General features: G+C 58.4%; 10 protein-coding genes and 1 pseudogene. 9 read left to right on the top strand and 2 right to left on the bottom strand.

Annotated elements, in window-relative coordinates; translation table 11 throughout:
• The gene (locus tag HMPREF1556_RS01955; protein ID WP_021666519.1) at positions 1 to 2,133 is read right to left on the bottom strand and encodes a glycoside hydrolase family 97 protein; all 2,133 of its coding nucleotides are present in this window, start codon (positions 2,131 to 2,133) and stop codon (positions 1 to 3) included.
• Between the two features lie 582 nt (positions 2,134 to 2,715).
• Between HMPREF1556_RS01955 and HMPREF1556_RS01950 the strand changes: the two genes are divergently transcribed.
• The 9 genes from HMPREF1556_RS01950 (at position 2,716) to rodA (ending at position 14,209) form a co-directional block, all read left to right on the top strand.
• Positions 2,716 to 3,186 carry a hypothetical protein gene (locus HMPREF1556_RS01950; RefSeq protein WP_021666517.1) on the top strand — a complete coding sequence of 157 codons (471 nt, stop codon included), beginning with the start codon at positions 2,716 to 2,718 and terminating at the stop codon, positions 3,184 to 3,186.
• 23 nt (positions 3,187 to 3,209) lie between these two features.
• Positions 3,210 to 4,034 (top strand): metal ABC transporter permease, encoded by an 825-nt coding sequence (locus tag HMPREF1556_RS01945; protein WP_021666516.1) that lies wholly within the window; start codon positions 3,210 to 3,212, stop codon positions 4,032 to 4,034.
• Complete coding sequence (locus HMPREF1556_RS01940; protein ID WP_021666515.1) at positions 3,992 to 6,694, top strand: tetratricopeptide repeat protein; 2,703 nt, start codon at positions 3,992 to 3,994, stop codon at positions 6,692 to 6,694. The genes HMPREF1556_RS01945 and HMPREF1556_RS01940 overlap by 43 nt, the downstream gene beginning before the upstream one ends.
• 173 nt (positions 6,695 to 6,867) lie before the next feature.
• Positions 6,868 to 8,385: a bifunctional phosphoribosylaminoimidazolecarboxamide formyltransferase/IMP cyclohydrolase gene (gene purH / locus HMPREF1556_RS01935; protein WP_021666514.1), complete on the top strand. Its 1,518-nt coding sequence runs from the start codon at positions 6,868 to 6,870 to the stop codon at positions 8,383 to 8,385.
• 27 nt (positions 8,386 to 8,412) lie between these two features.
• Positions 8,413 to 9,432 carry a rod shape-determining protein gene (locus HMPREF1556_RS01930; RefSeq protein ID WP_021666513.1) on the top strand — a complete coding sequence of 340 codons (1,020 nt, stop codon included), beginning with the start codon at positions 8,413 to 8,415 and terminating at the stop codon, positions 9,430 to 9,432.
• Positions 9,433 to 9,456: 24 nt separating this feature from the next.
• On the top strand, positions 9,457 to 10,329 hold the full coding sequence (mreC, locus tag HMPREF1556_RS01925; RefSeq protein ID WP_021666512.1) for a rod shape-determining protein MreC: 873 nt from the start codon (positions 9,457 to 9,459) through the stop codon (positions 10,327 to 10,329).
• A complete protein-coding gene (locus HMPREF1556_RS01920) occupies positions 10,322 to 10,840 on the top strand; it encodes a hypothetical protein (RefSeq protein WP_021666511.1) in 519 nt (172 codons plus the stop codon). The genes mreC and HMPREF1556_RS01920 overlap by 8 nt, the downstream gene beginning before the upstream one ends.
• A 9-nt stretch (positions 10,841 to 10,849) precedes the next feature.
• Entirely contained in the window at positions 10,850 to 12,709 is a 1,860-nt protein-coding gene (gene mrdA, locus HMPREF1556_RS01915) for a penicillin-binding protein 2 (RefSeq protein ID WP_021666510.1), read from the top strand.
• Positions 12,710 to 12,733: 24 nt separating this feature from the next.
• On the top strand, positions 12,734 to 14,209 hold the full coding sequence (rodA, locus tag HMPREF1556_RS01910) for a rod shape-determining protein RodA (protein WP_021666509.1): 1,476 nt from the start codon (positions 12,734 to 12,736) through the stop codon (positions 14,207 to 14,209).
• A 295-nt stretch (positions 14,210 to 14,504) separates the two neighbouring features.
• On the opposite strand, the pseudogene HMPREF1556_RS08795 reads toward rodA, so the two are convergent.
• Positions 14,505 to 14,760 (bottom strand): annotated as a pseudogene (locus HMPREF1556_RS08795) (hypothetical protein); the annotation flags it as partial.

Raw genomic sequence — 14,760 nt, 5'->3', positions numbered from 1 at the left:
TTATTTGCCTGAATTAGGGATGATGGAGATGGCGAAGCCACCACCAGGAGCAGACTGCAGGGAGAGCTTAGAGCCCTTCTTGACCTTCACCTTGCGGATGGTATAGACCTCAGGGTTGGTCTTGTAGTGTGCACCCTTGGCATCGGCGTAGATGGTAGCCGTATAGGTCTTACCAGCGTCGAGGAAGTCAAGCGAGAGGGTCGACTTGTGTCCGTCGTAGCCAGCGACATTGCCGACGAACCAGCTGTCGGAGTTCTTCGCCTTACGAGCGATCGTGATGTATTCACCTGGCTCAGCCTCGATGATCTTCGTGTCGTCCCAGTCTACAGCCACGTCCTTGATGAACTGGAAGGCATCCATGTGCTTCTCGTACACCTCGGGTAGGTCTGCTGCCATCTGCAGGGGACTATACATCGTCACATAGCAGGCGAGCTGATTGCAGATGGTCGTGTTGACGTGAGAGTTGCTCTGTGGATTGTACTTGCTGATGTCCATCTGGAAGATACCAGGGGTATAGTCCATGGGCCCTCCGATGAGGCGGGTAAAGGGCAGTACCGTCAGATGGTTGGGCTTACTGCCGCCGAAGGCCTGGTACTCCTGGCCACGTGCCGACTCCTGTGCTATGAGGTTGGGGTAGGTACGACTGAGGCCTGTCATGTGTACAGACTCGTGAGCGTTGACGGAGATCTTGTGCTTAGCCGCTTCCTTCACTGCGTGTAGGTAGTGGTTGACCATACTCTGGCCGTAGTGGTATTCCCCTCGGGGGATGATGTTCCCTACATAGCCACTCTTGACGGCGGAATAACCGTTGTCGACCATGAACTTGTACGCCTTCTCCATGTGACGCTCATAGTTCCATACCGAGCTGGAAGTCTCGTGGTGCATGATGAGCTTCACGCCCTTCGACTTGGCGTAATCATGGAGCTCAGCGACGTCGAAGTCGGGGTAAGGGGTGACAAAGTCAAATACTCGGTCCTTGCTGTTGCCGAACCAATCCTCCCATCCGATATTCCATCCTTCGACTAGGACAGCATCGAAGCCGTGCTTGGCTGCGAAGTCGATGTACTCCTTCACATGCTTCGTGTTGGCAGCGTGCTTACCATTGGGGCGAACCTTGGAGTAGTCGGTCTCTCCGATCTTCACGTAAGGTAGATCGTCGGTGTAGGCCCAAGAGCTCTTGCCGGTGATCATCTCCCACCAGACCCCTACATACTTAATAGGCTTGATCCAGTCGGTAGTCTCGTAGGCGCAGGGCTCGTTGAGGTTGTACGTCAGCTTCGAGGCCAGGATGTCTCGGGCGTCACGGCTAACGATAGCGGTACGCCAGGGCGTGTTGAAAGGCGCTTCGATGTGCCCGCGGTTGCCCTGAGCGTCAGGCGTGAGTTCGACACGGAAGACCATGGTCTTATCGTCCAGATCGAGGTTTATTGCTGGGAAGTCGATAAGAGCAGCTTCATGAAGGTTGATGTACACGCCCTTGTCTGTCTTGAGCATCAGTGGCGTCTGGACACCGGTCTTGGAGAAGGCCTTCTGGGAGCAGTTCTCCGTGAATGCCTTGTCAAATAGGCCACGGATCTCCGAGAGACGGCTGTGCTGGTAGTCGTACTCCTCGGTGTCGTAGTCGCCTGGGATCCAGTGCGCCTTGTGGTCGCCCGTCATAGCGAACTCGGTGAGCTCACGCTTGACGACGTAGAAGTTGCGGTCCTTACCCCCTGGGAACTCATAGCGGAAGCCGAGCCCGTCATCGAAGAGACGGAAGCGGATGGCTATGGGATCGCCGTTGCTCTTCTTCTTGAGCGTGACGAGGAGTTCGTTGTAGTGGTTGCGGATCGACTTGACTTCGCCCCAGACGGGCTTCCAAGTCTCATCGAAGGTAGACTCCTTTGTTCCCGTGACCTCGAGCCCCTTGTCGAAGGACTTCTTCGAGTCGGTCATCTCCAGACCCAGATGGCTGGGACGGATGATCTCCTGCCCATCGGCGAAGGAGAGGCGGTACATAGGAGCACCGTCCGAACTCATCGAGAAGTGTAGCTGGAGGCTCTTGTTGGGAGAGCTGATGGTCTGCGCCAGGGCACTCCAGCCTGCGGCCAGGGCGAGTGCTAGGGTGAGACCCCATTTTCTTGCTTGCTTCATACGTAGATTATTACTTAGTATATGTATCAGTTTGTGCAATCTCTTCTTCCTTCTGATCCAACCGAAGAACCCTTAAGAAAGCAACTTAAGGGGTTGCAAATATAATAAGAAAAAGTAACGGAAAAACCTCCAATTTTCTAAATAATTTTAGCAAGCAGGCGCTTCTTTTTGTCATGTTGACGAAGTGCCGTCTCTGGGGTGCAAGGAATGGGCTCCCACCTTCGCCCCGTCACCAGAGGGTAAAGGAAGGATGCTTAGTTGGTTAGCTAGTGGCGCTACTGCTGCCACCACGGAGGCGCTACTGCTTCCTCTCCCGAAGCGCTACTAGCGCCTCCTCCCCCTTAAAAATATCCCTCCTCGGGCAAGAAGAATTAAAAAAGTAAACGGGTGAAGGGGGGAGAGCTGGCAGATCTTTAGTAGGGGAGTAGGGCAATGACGAGCCTTCGCCCACCCCGTCAGCCTCGGCCAGCAGAGGGAAGGAGCCCCGCACCCCGGAGGAATGATCCTAGCGAATGAACTATCTTTGCACAGATGCACTTATGGATAAGCATCATATATCATACCTCATAGATAGATCGAATAATGGGAAGTATCCTAGTCATCTTCATCGCTCTGACCGCCCTCGGTATCCTCGCTGCCCTCATAGGCTATGCGCAGGGACGTCTGCGTGCTCGCCGCATCGCTCGTGGCGAAGCTGTCGAACCTGAGAAAGAGTATACGCCGCCCTCGGGTGGATGCTGTGGACAGCATCTGACCTGTGAGCACGATAGCCTGCTGGCAGCCGTGAGCGAGCGTATCGAGTACTACGACGACGAGGAGCTCGACCGCTATGTCGGTACCTCGGCCTCAGGCTATACTGAGAGAGAGGTGGAGGAGTTCCGCGAGATCCTCCTGTCGCTCGACACTGAGGAAGTCCCTGGCTGGGTACGTAGCCTCCAGCTCCGTGGGATCGAATTCCCCGAGAGCCTGCGCCCCGAGCTCTACCTCATCGTGTCGGAGAATAGAGATTACCACGCGATCGTCGGCCGTCACGAAGCTACGGCCATCGCCTAGCGACACCTGTCGCCATCATCGGGATGCCAAGCATCTTCTCCTACCAGTTCTTCCAGAACGCCCTTGGGGCTTCGCTTCTCACGGCCGTCATCTGTGGCCTAGTGGGAGCGTACATCGTCGTGCGTCGCATCGTCTTCGTCAGCGGGGGCATCACGCACGCTTCGTTTGGGGGGATAGGTCTGGGGCTGTACCTTGGCATCAATCCCATCCTCTCGGCTGCGGGGGCAGCCGTGCTAGCAGCCTTCTCCATCGGGAAGCTGAGCCGAAGCGAGGGGATCCGTGAGGATTCGGCCATCGCTAGCGTATGGGCACTGGGTATGGCGCTGGGGGTGCTCTTCATGACCTTGACCCCAGGCTACGCCACGAGCCTCCCCTCGTACCTCTTCGGGAACATCCTCCTCGTGACCTCGGGCGACCTCATTGCCCTCGGAGCGCTGGCCCTCGTGCTGGTCCTGCTCTTCGTCCTTGGCTACCGCCGTATCCTATATATTGCCTTCGATGCGGACTTCGCTCGGGTGCGGGGGCTGAGGGTAGAGCTCTGGGAGCGTGTCCTCCTCCTGCTCGTGGCCGTGAGCCTAGTACTGACGATCCGATCGGTGGGCATCATGCTCCTACTGAGTCTACTCACGCTCCCTCAGACGACGGTAGGCCTCTTCACCTCAGACTTTCGCCAGATCATCTTCGGCTCGATCATCCTGTCCGCTCTGGCGAATGTAGGCGGGCTTCTCCTGAGCTATTACGTCCTGAGCGTCCCCTCCGGCGTCCTCATCATCCTGCTCCTTTTCCTCTTCCTCGCTCTCGGCAAATGTCTCAGTGCTCTCCTCAGGAAAAGAAGCCTACGTCGCTGACGGCACACCTCGGGAGCCTCAGTCTCCTCCTCGGTATCCTTGCCTTCGGCTCTGCTTGCTCCCGCCAAGCTAATACCGCTGCCACCCGAAGCTGGCAGGCCTTCACCACCCGCTACAATGTACTCTATAATGCTAGGGAAGCCTACGAGGCGTCCTACCGAGCCTTCGTCGAAGCTACACGGGAGGACTACTCGGAGCGACTCTACCTCGACCCCTTAGCCCTCCGTCTGGAGCGAGGGGAGAAGGCTGGGGACTTCACCCGTGCGATCGAGAAGGCCGAGAAGGCTATCCGTGAGCACAGCATCACCCGTAAGCCCCAGAAGGCACCAGGCTGGCGCCGAGATCCCGAGGCCGTGCGCCTGGAGGAGAAGACCGAGTACAATCCCGCCCTCTCCGAGGCGTGGCTCCTGCTCGGCAGCAGTTACCTCTACGAGGGACGTCTGGGGGAGGCTCGCTCCACCTTCGAGGACATCTCCCGTCGCTATGCTACCGAGCCTGAGGTGCGGGAGATAGCCCGCCTCTGGCTCGTGCGCCTCGCCACCCTCTCGGGGGACTACCTGGAGGCCGAGGAGGAGCTCCGTCGGCTCGAGGAGGGTGGTGCTACCGCCGAGAAGCATGCCCCCTACCTCTATCATCAGGCCCGTGCCGAACTCTCTCTGGCTCGAGGGCGTGAGGCCGAAGCCCTGCCTCACCTAAGCTTCGTCGCTGGGCGGGAGAAGCACCCCCTCCTTCGCTCCAGGCTTCTCTTCCTGCTCGGGCAAGTAGAGGAGGCACTGGGGCACCGAGCCGAGGCCGAGCGTGCCTTCGCTCGGGCTGAGCGGACGGCACCCCTGCCTCCGCTGGAGCTCGCTGCTCACTTGAGACGCCTTGCCCTCGGGACTGAAGGGGACAGGGGTAGTGCACGCCTGAGGGCTCTTGCCACCAAGCGTCGCTATGCCCCCTACCAAGATGAAGTCTATCTGGCACTCGCTGGGCGCTACCTCACCGAAGGGCTCAGAGCCGAGGCGAAGCAGAGCCTACAGCTAGCGGTGGATTCCTCCCAGCAGAAGGGCCACGCTTGGGCTACAGCCTGGGCAGAACTAGGCCTCATGGCACTCCAGGAGCGTCGCTACCCCGAGGCGCATGACGCCCTCGCTCTTGCTCTCCCCGTCCTCTCGCCCAAGCATCCCCATTACCCCCGTATCAAGGAGCTCCTCCCCGGGCTTCAGCTCCTTCGGGGAGAGGCGCTTCTCGTTCGGCGCTCCGATAGTCTCCTCCATCTGGCTGGTCTCACCGAGTCCGCCCGCTTAGCTCATATAGATAGCCTCATCGACCGAGTGCGCTCCCGTCGGAGAAGTTCGCTCCCAGAGAGGAATTACCGAGGGGCGAACCTCAGCACTCGCACCGAGACCGGAGGGGGGAAGCGGGGCTTCTACTTCGATGATCCTAGGCAGGTCGCCGAGGGACGTCAGCGCTTCCTCAATCGCTGGGGCGACCGCCCCCTCACGGATGACTGGAATAGAGCTCGCCGTACCCCTGCACTGGATCCCCTCACGGGGCAGGCTAATGCGCCCCTTCCCGAAGCCGAGCCTTCGTCGGAAGAGGTAGGAGCGGGCGCCGACTCGCTCAGCCGATCCTTCTACCTCCGAGCGCTCCCGCTGACTCCGGAGGCGAAGGATAGCCTCTCGGCCCGTACCGCTACGGCTCTCTACAAGATGGCAGGCCTGCTCTCAGAGCGCCTCGAGCTCCTCTCCGACGCTGACCTCCTCTATACTCGCCTCATCCGAGACTACCCACTCTTCCCCGAGCGGGAGGAGGCTCACTATAGGCATCTACTCCTAGCGCTCCGACAGGGGCATCAGGCGAAGGCCGAGGAGCTCCGCAGGCGCTACGTCAGGGAATTCCCCTCGTCGCCTCGAGCTTCGCTCCTCGGGCGAGCTGATTATCTCACCGAGCTTCGCCAGCTGGACACGCTCTCAGGGCGACTCTATGACGAGGCGTGGATCAGCTACCGAGCGGGTGAGCGTGAGGCCGTGCGCTCAGCACTGGAGCGCCTCCACCAGCTCCCCATGATCCCCGAGGACTTACGCCCGAAGGTGCTCCTGCTCTCCGCCCTCTCCGAGGCTAGCGCTGGGCGTGAAGCTCAGCTGGAGCGTCAGCTGTCAGCCTTCGTGGAGCAGTACCCTCGGGAGGAACTCCTGCCCTATGTCTCATCACTTTTGGAGGGACTGAGAGCTGGGCGGGAGCTGAAGGGCTGGCCCCGACCTTCTTCCCCCGAAGAGCCCTCCACGATGGACTCGGTCACAGCACCGACTGCCCCCCTCTTCCTCTCTGCCGAAGACGGGGAAGTTCCCAGCCTTGTCCTCCTCTACCCCGAGGGTGAGATCCAGCCTCATGAGGTGTACTTTGCCCTCAAGAGCTTCGGCTATTCGACCTTCACGCAGTGGGTGCTGAGCGTCGAAGCCCTGCCCCCGACAAGCGGGCTCACGGGCTACTTGATCCGTGGCTTCCGCTCTCAGGGTGAGGTCGCTACCTACCGGCGAAGGGCAGAGGAGAAGGGAGGTCTTCTCCCCTTGCTCCCCCGAGGGACGCTCCTTCTTCCCCTCACGGAGGCGAACCGATCACGCCTCTCCGGCGAGACCCTAGAGGCCTATCTCAGCTTCCTCAGAGCCCGCCCCTAGGAGGCAGATGTGCCGGTCTCTCGCTCCCCGAAGTGCCTCGGGTGCAGAGATACTGCTAGAAAAAGCTTATTTTTGTGTGCCTTAGTGGCTTAGCTTGGTTGCTTCCCCGAGGGACTCACCGAGCTAGGCAGGCTCTTATTTACATCACAATAAAGACTATACACGAGTTACTCATGGAGAAGGTAATACGTAGGGCACTCATCTCGGTGTACCACAAGGACGGACTAGCAGAGATATTAGCACTCCTTCACAAGGAGGGAGTGGAATTCGTCTCGACCGGCGGAACTAGTGCGTTCATCGAGAGCTTGGGCTACCCTTGCGTTGCCGTCGAAGACTTGACCAAGTATCCCTCGATGCTGGGAGGCCGAGTCAAGACCTTACACCCCGCTATCCAAGGGGGTATCCTCGCCCGACGTAGCCACGAAACAGACCAGAAGGAGGTCGCAGAATACGGTCTCTCACTTATTGATCTAGTCATCGTGGACCTATACCCCTTCGAAGCTACTGTCGCCTCTGGTGCTAGCGAAGAAGACATTATCGAGAAGATCGATATAGGGGGTATCAGCCTCATCCGTGGCGCTGCTAAGAACTTCGAGGATGTAGTCATCGTCCCTTCGCAGGCCGACTACTCGACCCTCCACGAGATCCTCACCGCTCGTGGGGCACGTACCACGCTCCAGGAGCGTCGTCACTTCGCCTGCCGTGCCTTCGCCGTCAGTTCGCACTACGACTCGGCGATCTTCCGCTACTTCGATGGGGAAGAGCACTCAGCCCTTCGCCTCACCGCTGATGGCGCTAAGCACCTACGCTATGGGGAGAACCCCCATCAGCAGGGTGTCTTCTACGGCGACCTCGAGCGCTACTTCGAGCAGCTACACGGCAAGGAACTCTCCTACAACAACCTCCAGGACATCGAGGCTGCCGTCTCGCTCATCCAGGACTTCTCAGAGCCTACGTTCGCCATCCTCAAGCACAACAACGCCTGTGGCTGTGCTTCTCGTCCCACGCTCCTAGAGGCGTGGCAGGCTGCTCTGGCTGGTGATCCCGTCTCCGCCTTCGGAGGCGTGCTCGTGGCCAATCGCCCCGTAGACCTCGAGACAGCCGAAGAGATCAATAAGCTCTTCTTCGAGGTGCTGATAGCTCCAGACTTCACCGCAGAAGCCCTTCCCATCCTCGAGAGCAAGAAGAACCGCATCCTACTGCGCCAGCGCGAGCCTATCCACGCTACCTGGTCGTACCGATCGATGCTCGGTGGGGTGCTCGCTCAGGAGACCGACCGTGCTGTAGAGACTACCGCCGAGATGAAGCCCGTTACTAAGGTAGCCCCCACGGATAAGGAGCTCGTGGATCTGGTCTTCGCGACGAAGCTCGTCAAGCACAGTAAGAGCAATGCGATCGTCCTCAGTAAGGATGGTCAGCTCATCGCCTCGGGCGTCGGTCAGACCTCACGTGTCGATGCCCTCCAGCAAGCCATTGCTAAGGCTCGACACTTCGGCTTTGACCTCCACGGGGCAGTACTCTCGAGTGATGCCTTCTTCCCCTTCGATGACTGTGTCACCCTCGCTGCTGAGGCCGGGATCACAGCTATAGCGCAGCCCGGGGGCTCCGTACGTGACGCCGACAGCATCGCCGCTGCTGACCGCCTCGGCGTAGCGATGGTGATGACGGGTGTGCGCCACTTCAAGCACTAGAATTAAGACAATACGACTAAGATAAGCATGGGACTTTTTTCCTTTAGGCAGGAGCTGGCGATGGACCTGGGTACTGCCAATACCATCATCATCAAGGATGACAAGATCGTCCTGGATGAGCCCTCTGTAGTAGCCTTCGACAACCGTACTGGCGAGATGATCGCCGTGGGCACTAAGGCTCGTGAGATGTACGAGAAGGGCAACGCAAATATCCGTACTATCCGTCCCTTGAAGGAAGGCGTGATCGCAGACTTCGACGCTGCTGAGCACATGATCCGAGGGATGATACGCATGATCAGCCGTCGCCGTGGGTGGTTCACTCCCTCGCTCCGTATGGTCGTCTGTATCCCATCAGGGAGCACGGAGGTGGAGATCCGAGCTGTCCGTGACTCCAATGAGCATGCAGGTGGACGTGACGTCTACATGATCTACGAACCCATGGCCGCTGCTATCGGTGTCGGCATAGACGTGCTCGCTCCAGAGGGGCACATGATCGTAGACATAGGTGGCGGTACTACTGAGATCGCTGTCATCTCCCTAGGAGGGATCGTCGAGGATCAGTCGATCGACACCGCTGGCGACGAGCTCACCCAGGACATCATGGACCATATGCGTGACCGCCATCAGATCAAGGTAGGGGAGCGTACCGCCGAGCAGATCAAGATCCAGGTAGGAGCGGTATATGCCGACCTCGACGATGCTCCTGCTGACTTCACGGTATGGGGTGCGAACATGATGGACACCATGCCCCGCAAGGTAGACGTCAACTATCGTGAGATCTGCGAATGCCTAGACAATTCGATCGGGAAGATCGAGAGCGCCATCCTACGTACCCTAGAGGCTACTCCTCCTGAGCTCTATGCCGACATCGTGGCTAACGGCGTCGTGCTGACGGGGGGCGGTGCACTCCTGCGTGGTCTGGACAAGCGTCTCAGTGAGCGCTTTGGCCTACAGTTCAAGATCGCTGAGAACCCTCTTCACTCCGTCGCTATCGGTACCGGTATCGCACTGAAGAACGTCCATAACTTCAACTTCCTCTTCCGCTAAGCCTCTCGTCCTAGCTTCGTCTCCGTGGATAAGCTCCTAGAGTTCCTCCAGAAGTATCGGCACTGGTTCGTCTTCATCCTTTTGGAGGCGATAGCCCTCGGTACGCTCCTCAATGGTACGCTCTATTCACGTAGCCTCGGTTGGTATGCCACTAGTACTGTCTTCGGTCGAGTAGGCGAACTGATGACCGAGGCGTGGAGCTACATCGACCTCAGACCTAAGAACGAAGAGCTCCTTCGGGAGAACGCTCGACTCCGAGCAGCCTATACGCTCCTCTCTCGGCAGATGCAGGATGCGGAGGCACATGGTCGCCTCCCGCACCTGCATGCTACCGACAGCCTCCCTGTAGACCCTGCCTCAGTGATCATCGCTCGGGTGGTCAATCGGATCTCTCCCCAAGGCGATATCTACTATACGATCAACAAAGGACGCCGGGATGGTGTCGAGCCCGATATGGGGGTGATGAGCGCTTCGGGGGTCGTGGGGGCGGTGATGACCGTCTCCGATCACTATTCGCTAGTGATCCCTGTGCTCAATCCCAAGATCCGCCTCTCCTGCACCCTCCTCGGGCAGGAAGTAAGCGGGACACTCACCGCCACCTCCAATCCCAATGCCAACCATGCGATGCTGAGCAATGTGCCCCCACATGCCCAGCCCCATCTGGGGGATACGATCACCACGAGTGGCTACTCCTATCTCTTCCCTGAGGGGATGATGGTGGGGACGGTGTCCGATACGATCCCCGTCCGGGTCAAGGGCAGTGCAGGTACCTTCGCCAACTATCAGGTGCGTCTAGCTACCGACTTCCAGAGCCTACGCTATGTCTACATCATCCGAGAAAGGCCCGCACGGGAGGTGCGAGCCCTCGAAGACTCGATAAGCCCCAAAGATGAATAGTCCCTATCTGCGCTTTGCTCTCTTCTCAGTGCTCTTCGTAGCGCTGCAGGTGTGGGTCTTGAGTCCCATCGCCCTCTTCCGTGTAGCCACCCCTTATCTCTATCCTTTTCTCCTCCTCCTGCTACCAGTAGGTACGAGTAGGAGTGTGCTCTGTGTCGTGGGCTTCGTCTTAGGCTTCTTGATCGACTTCTTCGGCCTGACGCCAGGCTTGCATGCCTCGGCTCTGACCCTGACGGCCTTCCTGCGTCAGCCCATCCTGTACCTACTGACGGAGAAGAATACCCCCGAGCATCTCCTGCCTCTCTTCCCCACGCTACGGGGCCGGGCGGTACTACTCCTCACCCTCCTCCTTCTCATCCACCATGTGCTCCTCTATAGCCTCGAGGCAGGGATGGGGCTAGCGAGCTGGCATCTGCTCCTTAGCTTCGGGACAGGCTATGCCTTCTCCTGGGTACTCTCGGTGATGACGCTCTTCTTCTTCGGCACAGGAGAGGGGGCACGTGCCAAGTAATCACTCCCTATGGTCAACGACGAGCTCTTCCGTAGACGCTGGCTGATCATCGGGCTCACCTTCGCCATCGTCGGTATCTTCATCGCTCGACTCTTCTCCCTGCAAATCGTCAGCAATGACTATAAGCAGCGGGCAGAGAACAATGCCTATTACATCCTCACCACCATACCTGCTCGTGGGGTCATCTTCGACCGCAAGGGCGAGCTCCTAGTCGCTAATCGTCCGATCTATGATCTGATGATCGTCAATCATGAGGCTAAGGGCAAGCTCGACACCACACTACTGGCCTCGACGCTGGGCCTTCCCCGTGAGGAGATCGTCCAGAAGCTCGAAGCCGTCCGTGACCGAAGAGTCAATCGGGGCTACAATCCCTATACTCCCCAGGTCTTCCTCTCCCAGCTCGAGCCCGAGGAAGTAGGGCGCTTCGAGGAGCAGTTGTATAAGTTCCCAGGCTTCTCTGTACGCTCCCGCACCATCCGTCAGTACAACTATCACCATGCTGCCCATCTGCTGGGCTACCTCTCTGAGGCAAGCACCAGTGACCTCCAGCGAGATAGCTCGATCATGCGAGGCGACTTCGTGGGGCGCAGTGGCGTAGAGCGTACCTATGAGGAGGTGCTCCGAGGCGTGAAGGGGGAGGAGATCTTCTACCGCGATGCCCGTGGCCGTATCCAGGGGCGTCTCGATGCCGGAGCACATGACAGAGCCCCCGTGGCTGGTAGAGACCTCACCCTCTCCATCGATGCTGGTCTGCAGGAGCTAGGCGAGCGTATGATGCGGGGCAAGCGTGGGGCGATCGTCGCCATCGAGCCTGAGACAGGTGAGATCCTAGCCCTCGTCACAGCTCCCAACTACGACCCTGAGCTCCTCGCAGGCAAGAGTAAGGGGGAGAATCACCGCATGCTCGAGGAGACCTTCGGTAAGCCTCTACTTAATCGTGCGATCCAAGGGAACTACCCTCCAGGCTCTACCTTCAAGCCCGCCCAAGGGGCGATCTTCCTCGAGGAAGGCTCCATCAATCCCTCCATGGCGCTCTCCTGCTACCACGGCTATCCGCCCCTAGGGAATCGCCCGAAGTGCCACAGCCATCCCAGCCCCATCTCCCTCATCCCTGCCCTTGCCACGTCGTGTAATGCCTACTTCTGCTGGGGCCTACACTTCATGCTCGACGACCGCAAGCGCTACCCTTCGGCAGCCGTCGCTCTAGAGCACTGGAAGCAACGTATCGTCTCCCTCGGCTACGGCTACCGCCTCGGTGTCGACCTCGTCGGAGAGAAGCGTGGCTACATCCCGAATAGTGGGGTCTATGACAAGGTCTATAAGGGACGCTGGAATGCTAGCTCCATCATCTCGATCGCTATCGGACAGGGGGAAGTCCTAGCTACTCCTCTACAGATAGCTAACCTCGCCGCCCTCATCGCCAACCGAGGCTACTACATCCGTCCGCACGTCGTCCATTCGATCAAGGGCATGCCCATAGATACCATGTACCGCAACCATCAGCCCACGGGGATCTCTCGGGAGCACTGGGAGTACATCGTCGCTGGTATGGCTGGGGCGGTCACGGGGGGTACATGCCGAGGTGCGAACTTCGCCCCCGGGGAGATCGAAGTCTGTGGTAAGACGGGTACGGCGGAGAATCCCCATGGTAAGGACCACTCGGCCTTCATCGGCTTCGCCCCACGCACCCAGCCCAAGATCGCTGTGTCGGTCTATGTCGAGAACGGGGGCTTCGGGGCGCAGTTCGGCGTACCCATTGGGCGGGTGATGATGGAGTACTACCTGCGTGGCGGTAAGCTCTCAGGCTCAGGCGAAGCCATTGCCTCTTCGATGGAGCACCGGACGATCTCCTATATCAATGATATCTAACCCATAGCCCTAGCCGCCTCACGCATGCGACAGTCCTCTTCCTCCCCCTCCTTCATCAGGAGCATTGACTGGGTGACGATCCTGATGTATCTGCTCCTTGTCTTCTTCGGATGGCTCTCCATCTGCGGGGCGTCGTACAACTTCGAGACGGAGGAGCTTCTTAGTCCTGGGGGGCGTCCAATGATGCAGCTGCTTTGGATCGGGCTCGGTGTACTCATCGGCTTCGCTGTCCTCTCGCTCAATACCGATATCTACGAGGTGGGGGCACCGCTCTTCTATGGGGCGATGATGCTCCTGCTGATGGTGACCATCGTCATCGCCCCCGATATCAAGGGCTCCCGCTCGTGGCTCGTGCTGGGTCCCGTGCGCCTACAGCCGGCAGAGTTCGCTAAGGTAGCTACGGCCCTTACCCTGGCCTGGCTATGCAATCAGTACGAGTTCAAGATCGACTCCATCCGTAGCTACCTCAAGATCTTTGGGATTATCTTCTTCCCCATCCTGCTGATCCTACTCCAGCAGGAGACGGGTTCCGCCCTTGTCTTCCTTGCCCTCTTCCTAGCCCTCTACCGAGAAGGCTTCTCGGGGCTCTTCATGGGGCTAAGTGCTTCGGCAGCGGTCTACTTCATCTCGGCGCTCGTGCTGGAGGATACGCTGTGGTGGGAGCGTACAGATGCCGACTTCTTCTTCGTCTGTAATGCCATCCTCGCCTTCTCCGCAGCTCTCTTCGGCGTCTATACCCATGATTGGCGCAACCGCTGGCGCTACCTCCTCTACGGGGCGGGCATTGTCGCTGGGGTCTACCTCATCGCAGGGGTGGTGAACTTCTTCGTGAGCTTCAACCTCGTCTATGTAGCCCTTACGCTGGTCCTCCTCCTCGTCGGCTTCTTCGCCTACCTAGCACTGAGGGAATACCTCCTTCGCTATCTTCTCTTGGCAGTCTTTGCCCTAGGTTCGCTGGGCTTCTTCTTCTCGGTGAACTATGTCTTCAATGATATTCTCCAGCCTCACCAGCAGGTGCGTATCAAGATCGCCCTCGGCATCGAGAGCGACCTCAAGGGCAAGGGGTACAACGTCGACCAGTCGAAGATCGCCATCGGCTCGGGGGGCTTGACGGGGAAGGGCTTCCTCAAGGGGACGCAGACCAAGCTGAACTATGTCCCCGAGCAAGAGACGGACTTCATCTTCTGCACCGTAGGCGAAGAATCGGGCTTCATCGGCTCCTCTGCCCTCCTCATCGCCTACGCTATCTTCATCCTACGCATCGTCGCACTAGCCGAGCGCCAAGTGACGAAGTTCGGGCGGGTCTATGGCTATTGTGTGGCCTCGATCTTCCTCTTCCATCTCTTCATCAATGTCGGGATGGTGCTGGGGCTCGTCCCCGTGATCGGTATTCCCTTACCCTTCTTCAGTTACGGGGGCTCATCACTCTGGGGCTTCACCTTCCTCCTCTTCATCTTCCTCGGCATCGACGCCCGTCGCAAGCAGTACACCGGCCACTAGGCACACGGCTACGGCAAGGTAGAGTGTACTCATGGGATACTGAAAAAAGTTGACAGTAGGGCGGGGTGGTACACCCCAAACGGCTATGTCCAAACATCTCAGTAATCTGGAGCGCCTTCGTATCCTCGAAGAACACCTAGCCTCCGACCCCAGCAACTACACCATCGAAAAGAAGTCCCCCCCCTCCCTCGCTTTCTGCATTCCAGCTTGCTTCCTAGGCAATATCTATAGCCTTACTGTACCAAGAGTTCGGCAATAGCCGACTCTAAGGTGAATTCAGTGAAGGGGTATATAACTATTCGTGCTTCTTTGCTTTGTATTGTTGATTGGGGTGGTTAGGCGTGTCCGGGAAACGCATCTCTAATTTACCAGACTCCGTGAGCTGTGGGAGAACCTTGTTACGCAGGTAATCTTTCTTGCGCCCTAAATAGATTGTTATATCCTGGACTGTTCTCCAGACATCACCACAATAAGCCAAGATTAGTTGCTCTCGCTTTTGAACGCTGAGTTTTTTAGGGATAGCTTGCAACCTTTCCTCTTCTGAGCTTGCA

Source organism: Porphyromonas sp. oral taxon 278 str. W7784 (assembly GCF_000467855.2).
Lineage (GTDB): Bacteria > Bacteroidota > Bacteroidia > Bacteroidales > Porphyromonadaceae > Porphyromonas.
The sequence above is the reverse complement of the archived record's forward strand: the minus strand, read 5'-3'. Positions and strand labels throughout refer to the sequence as shown.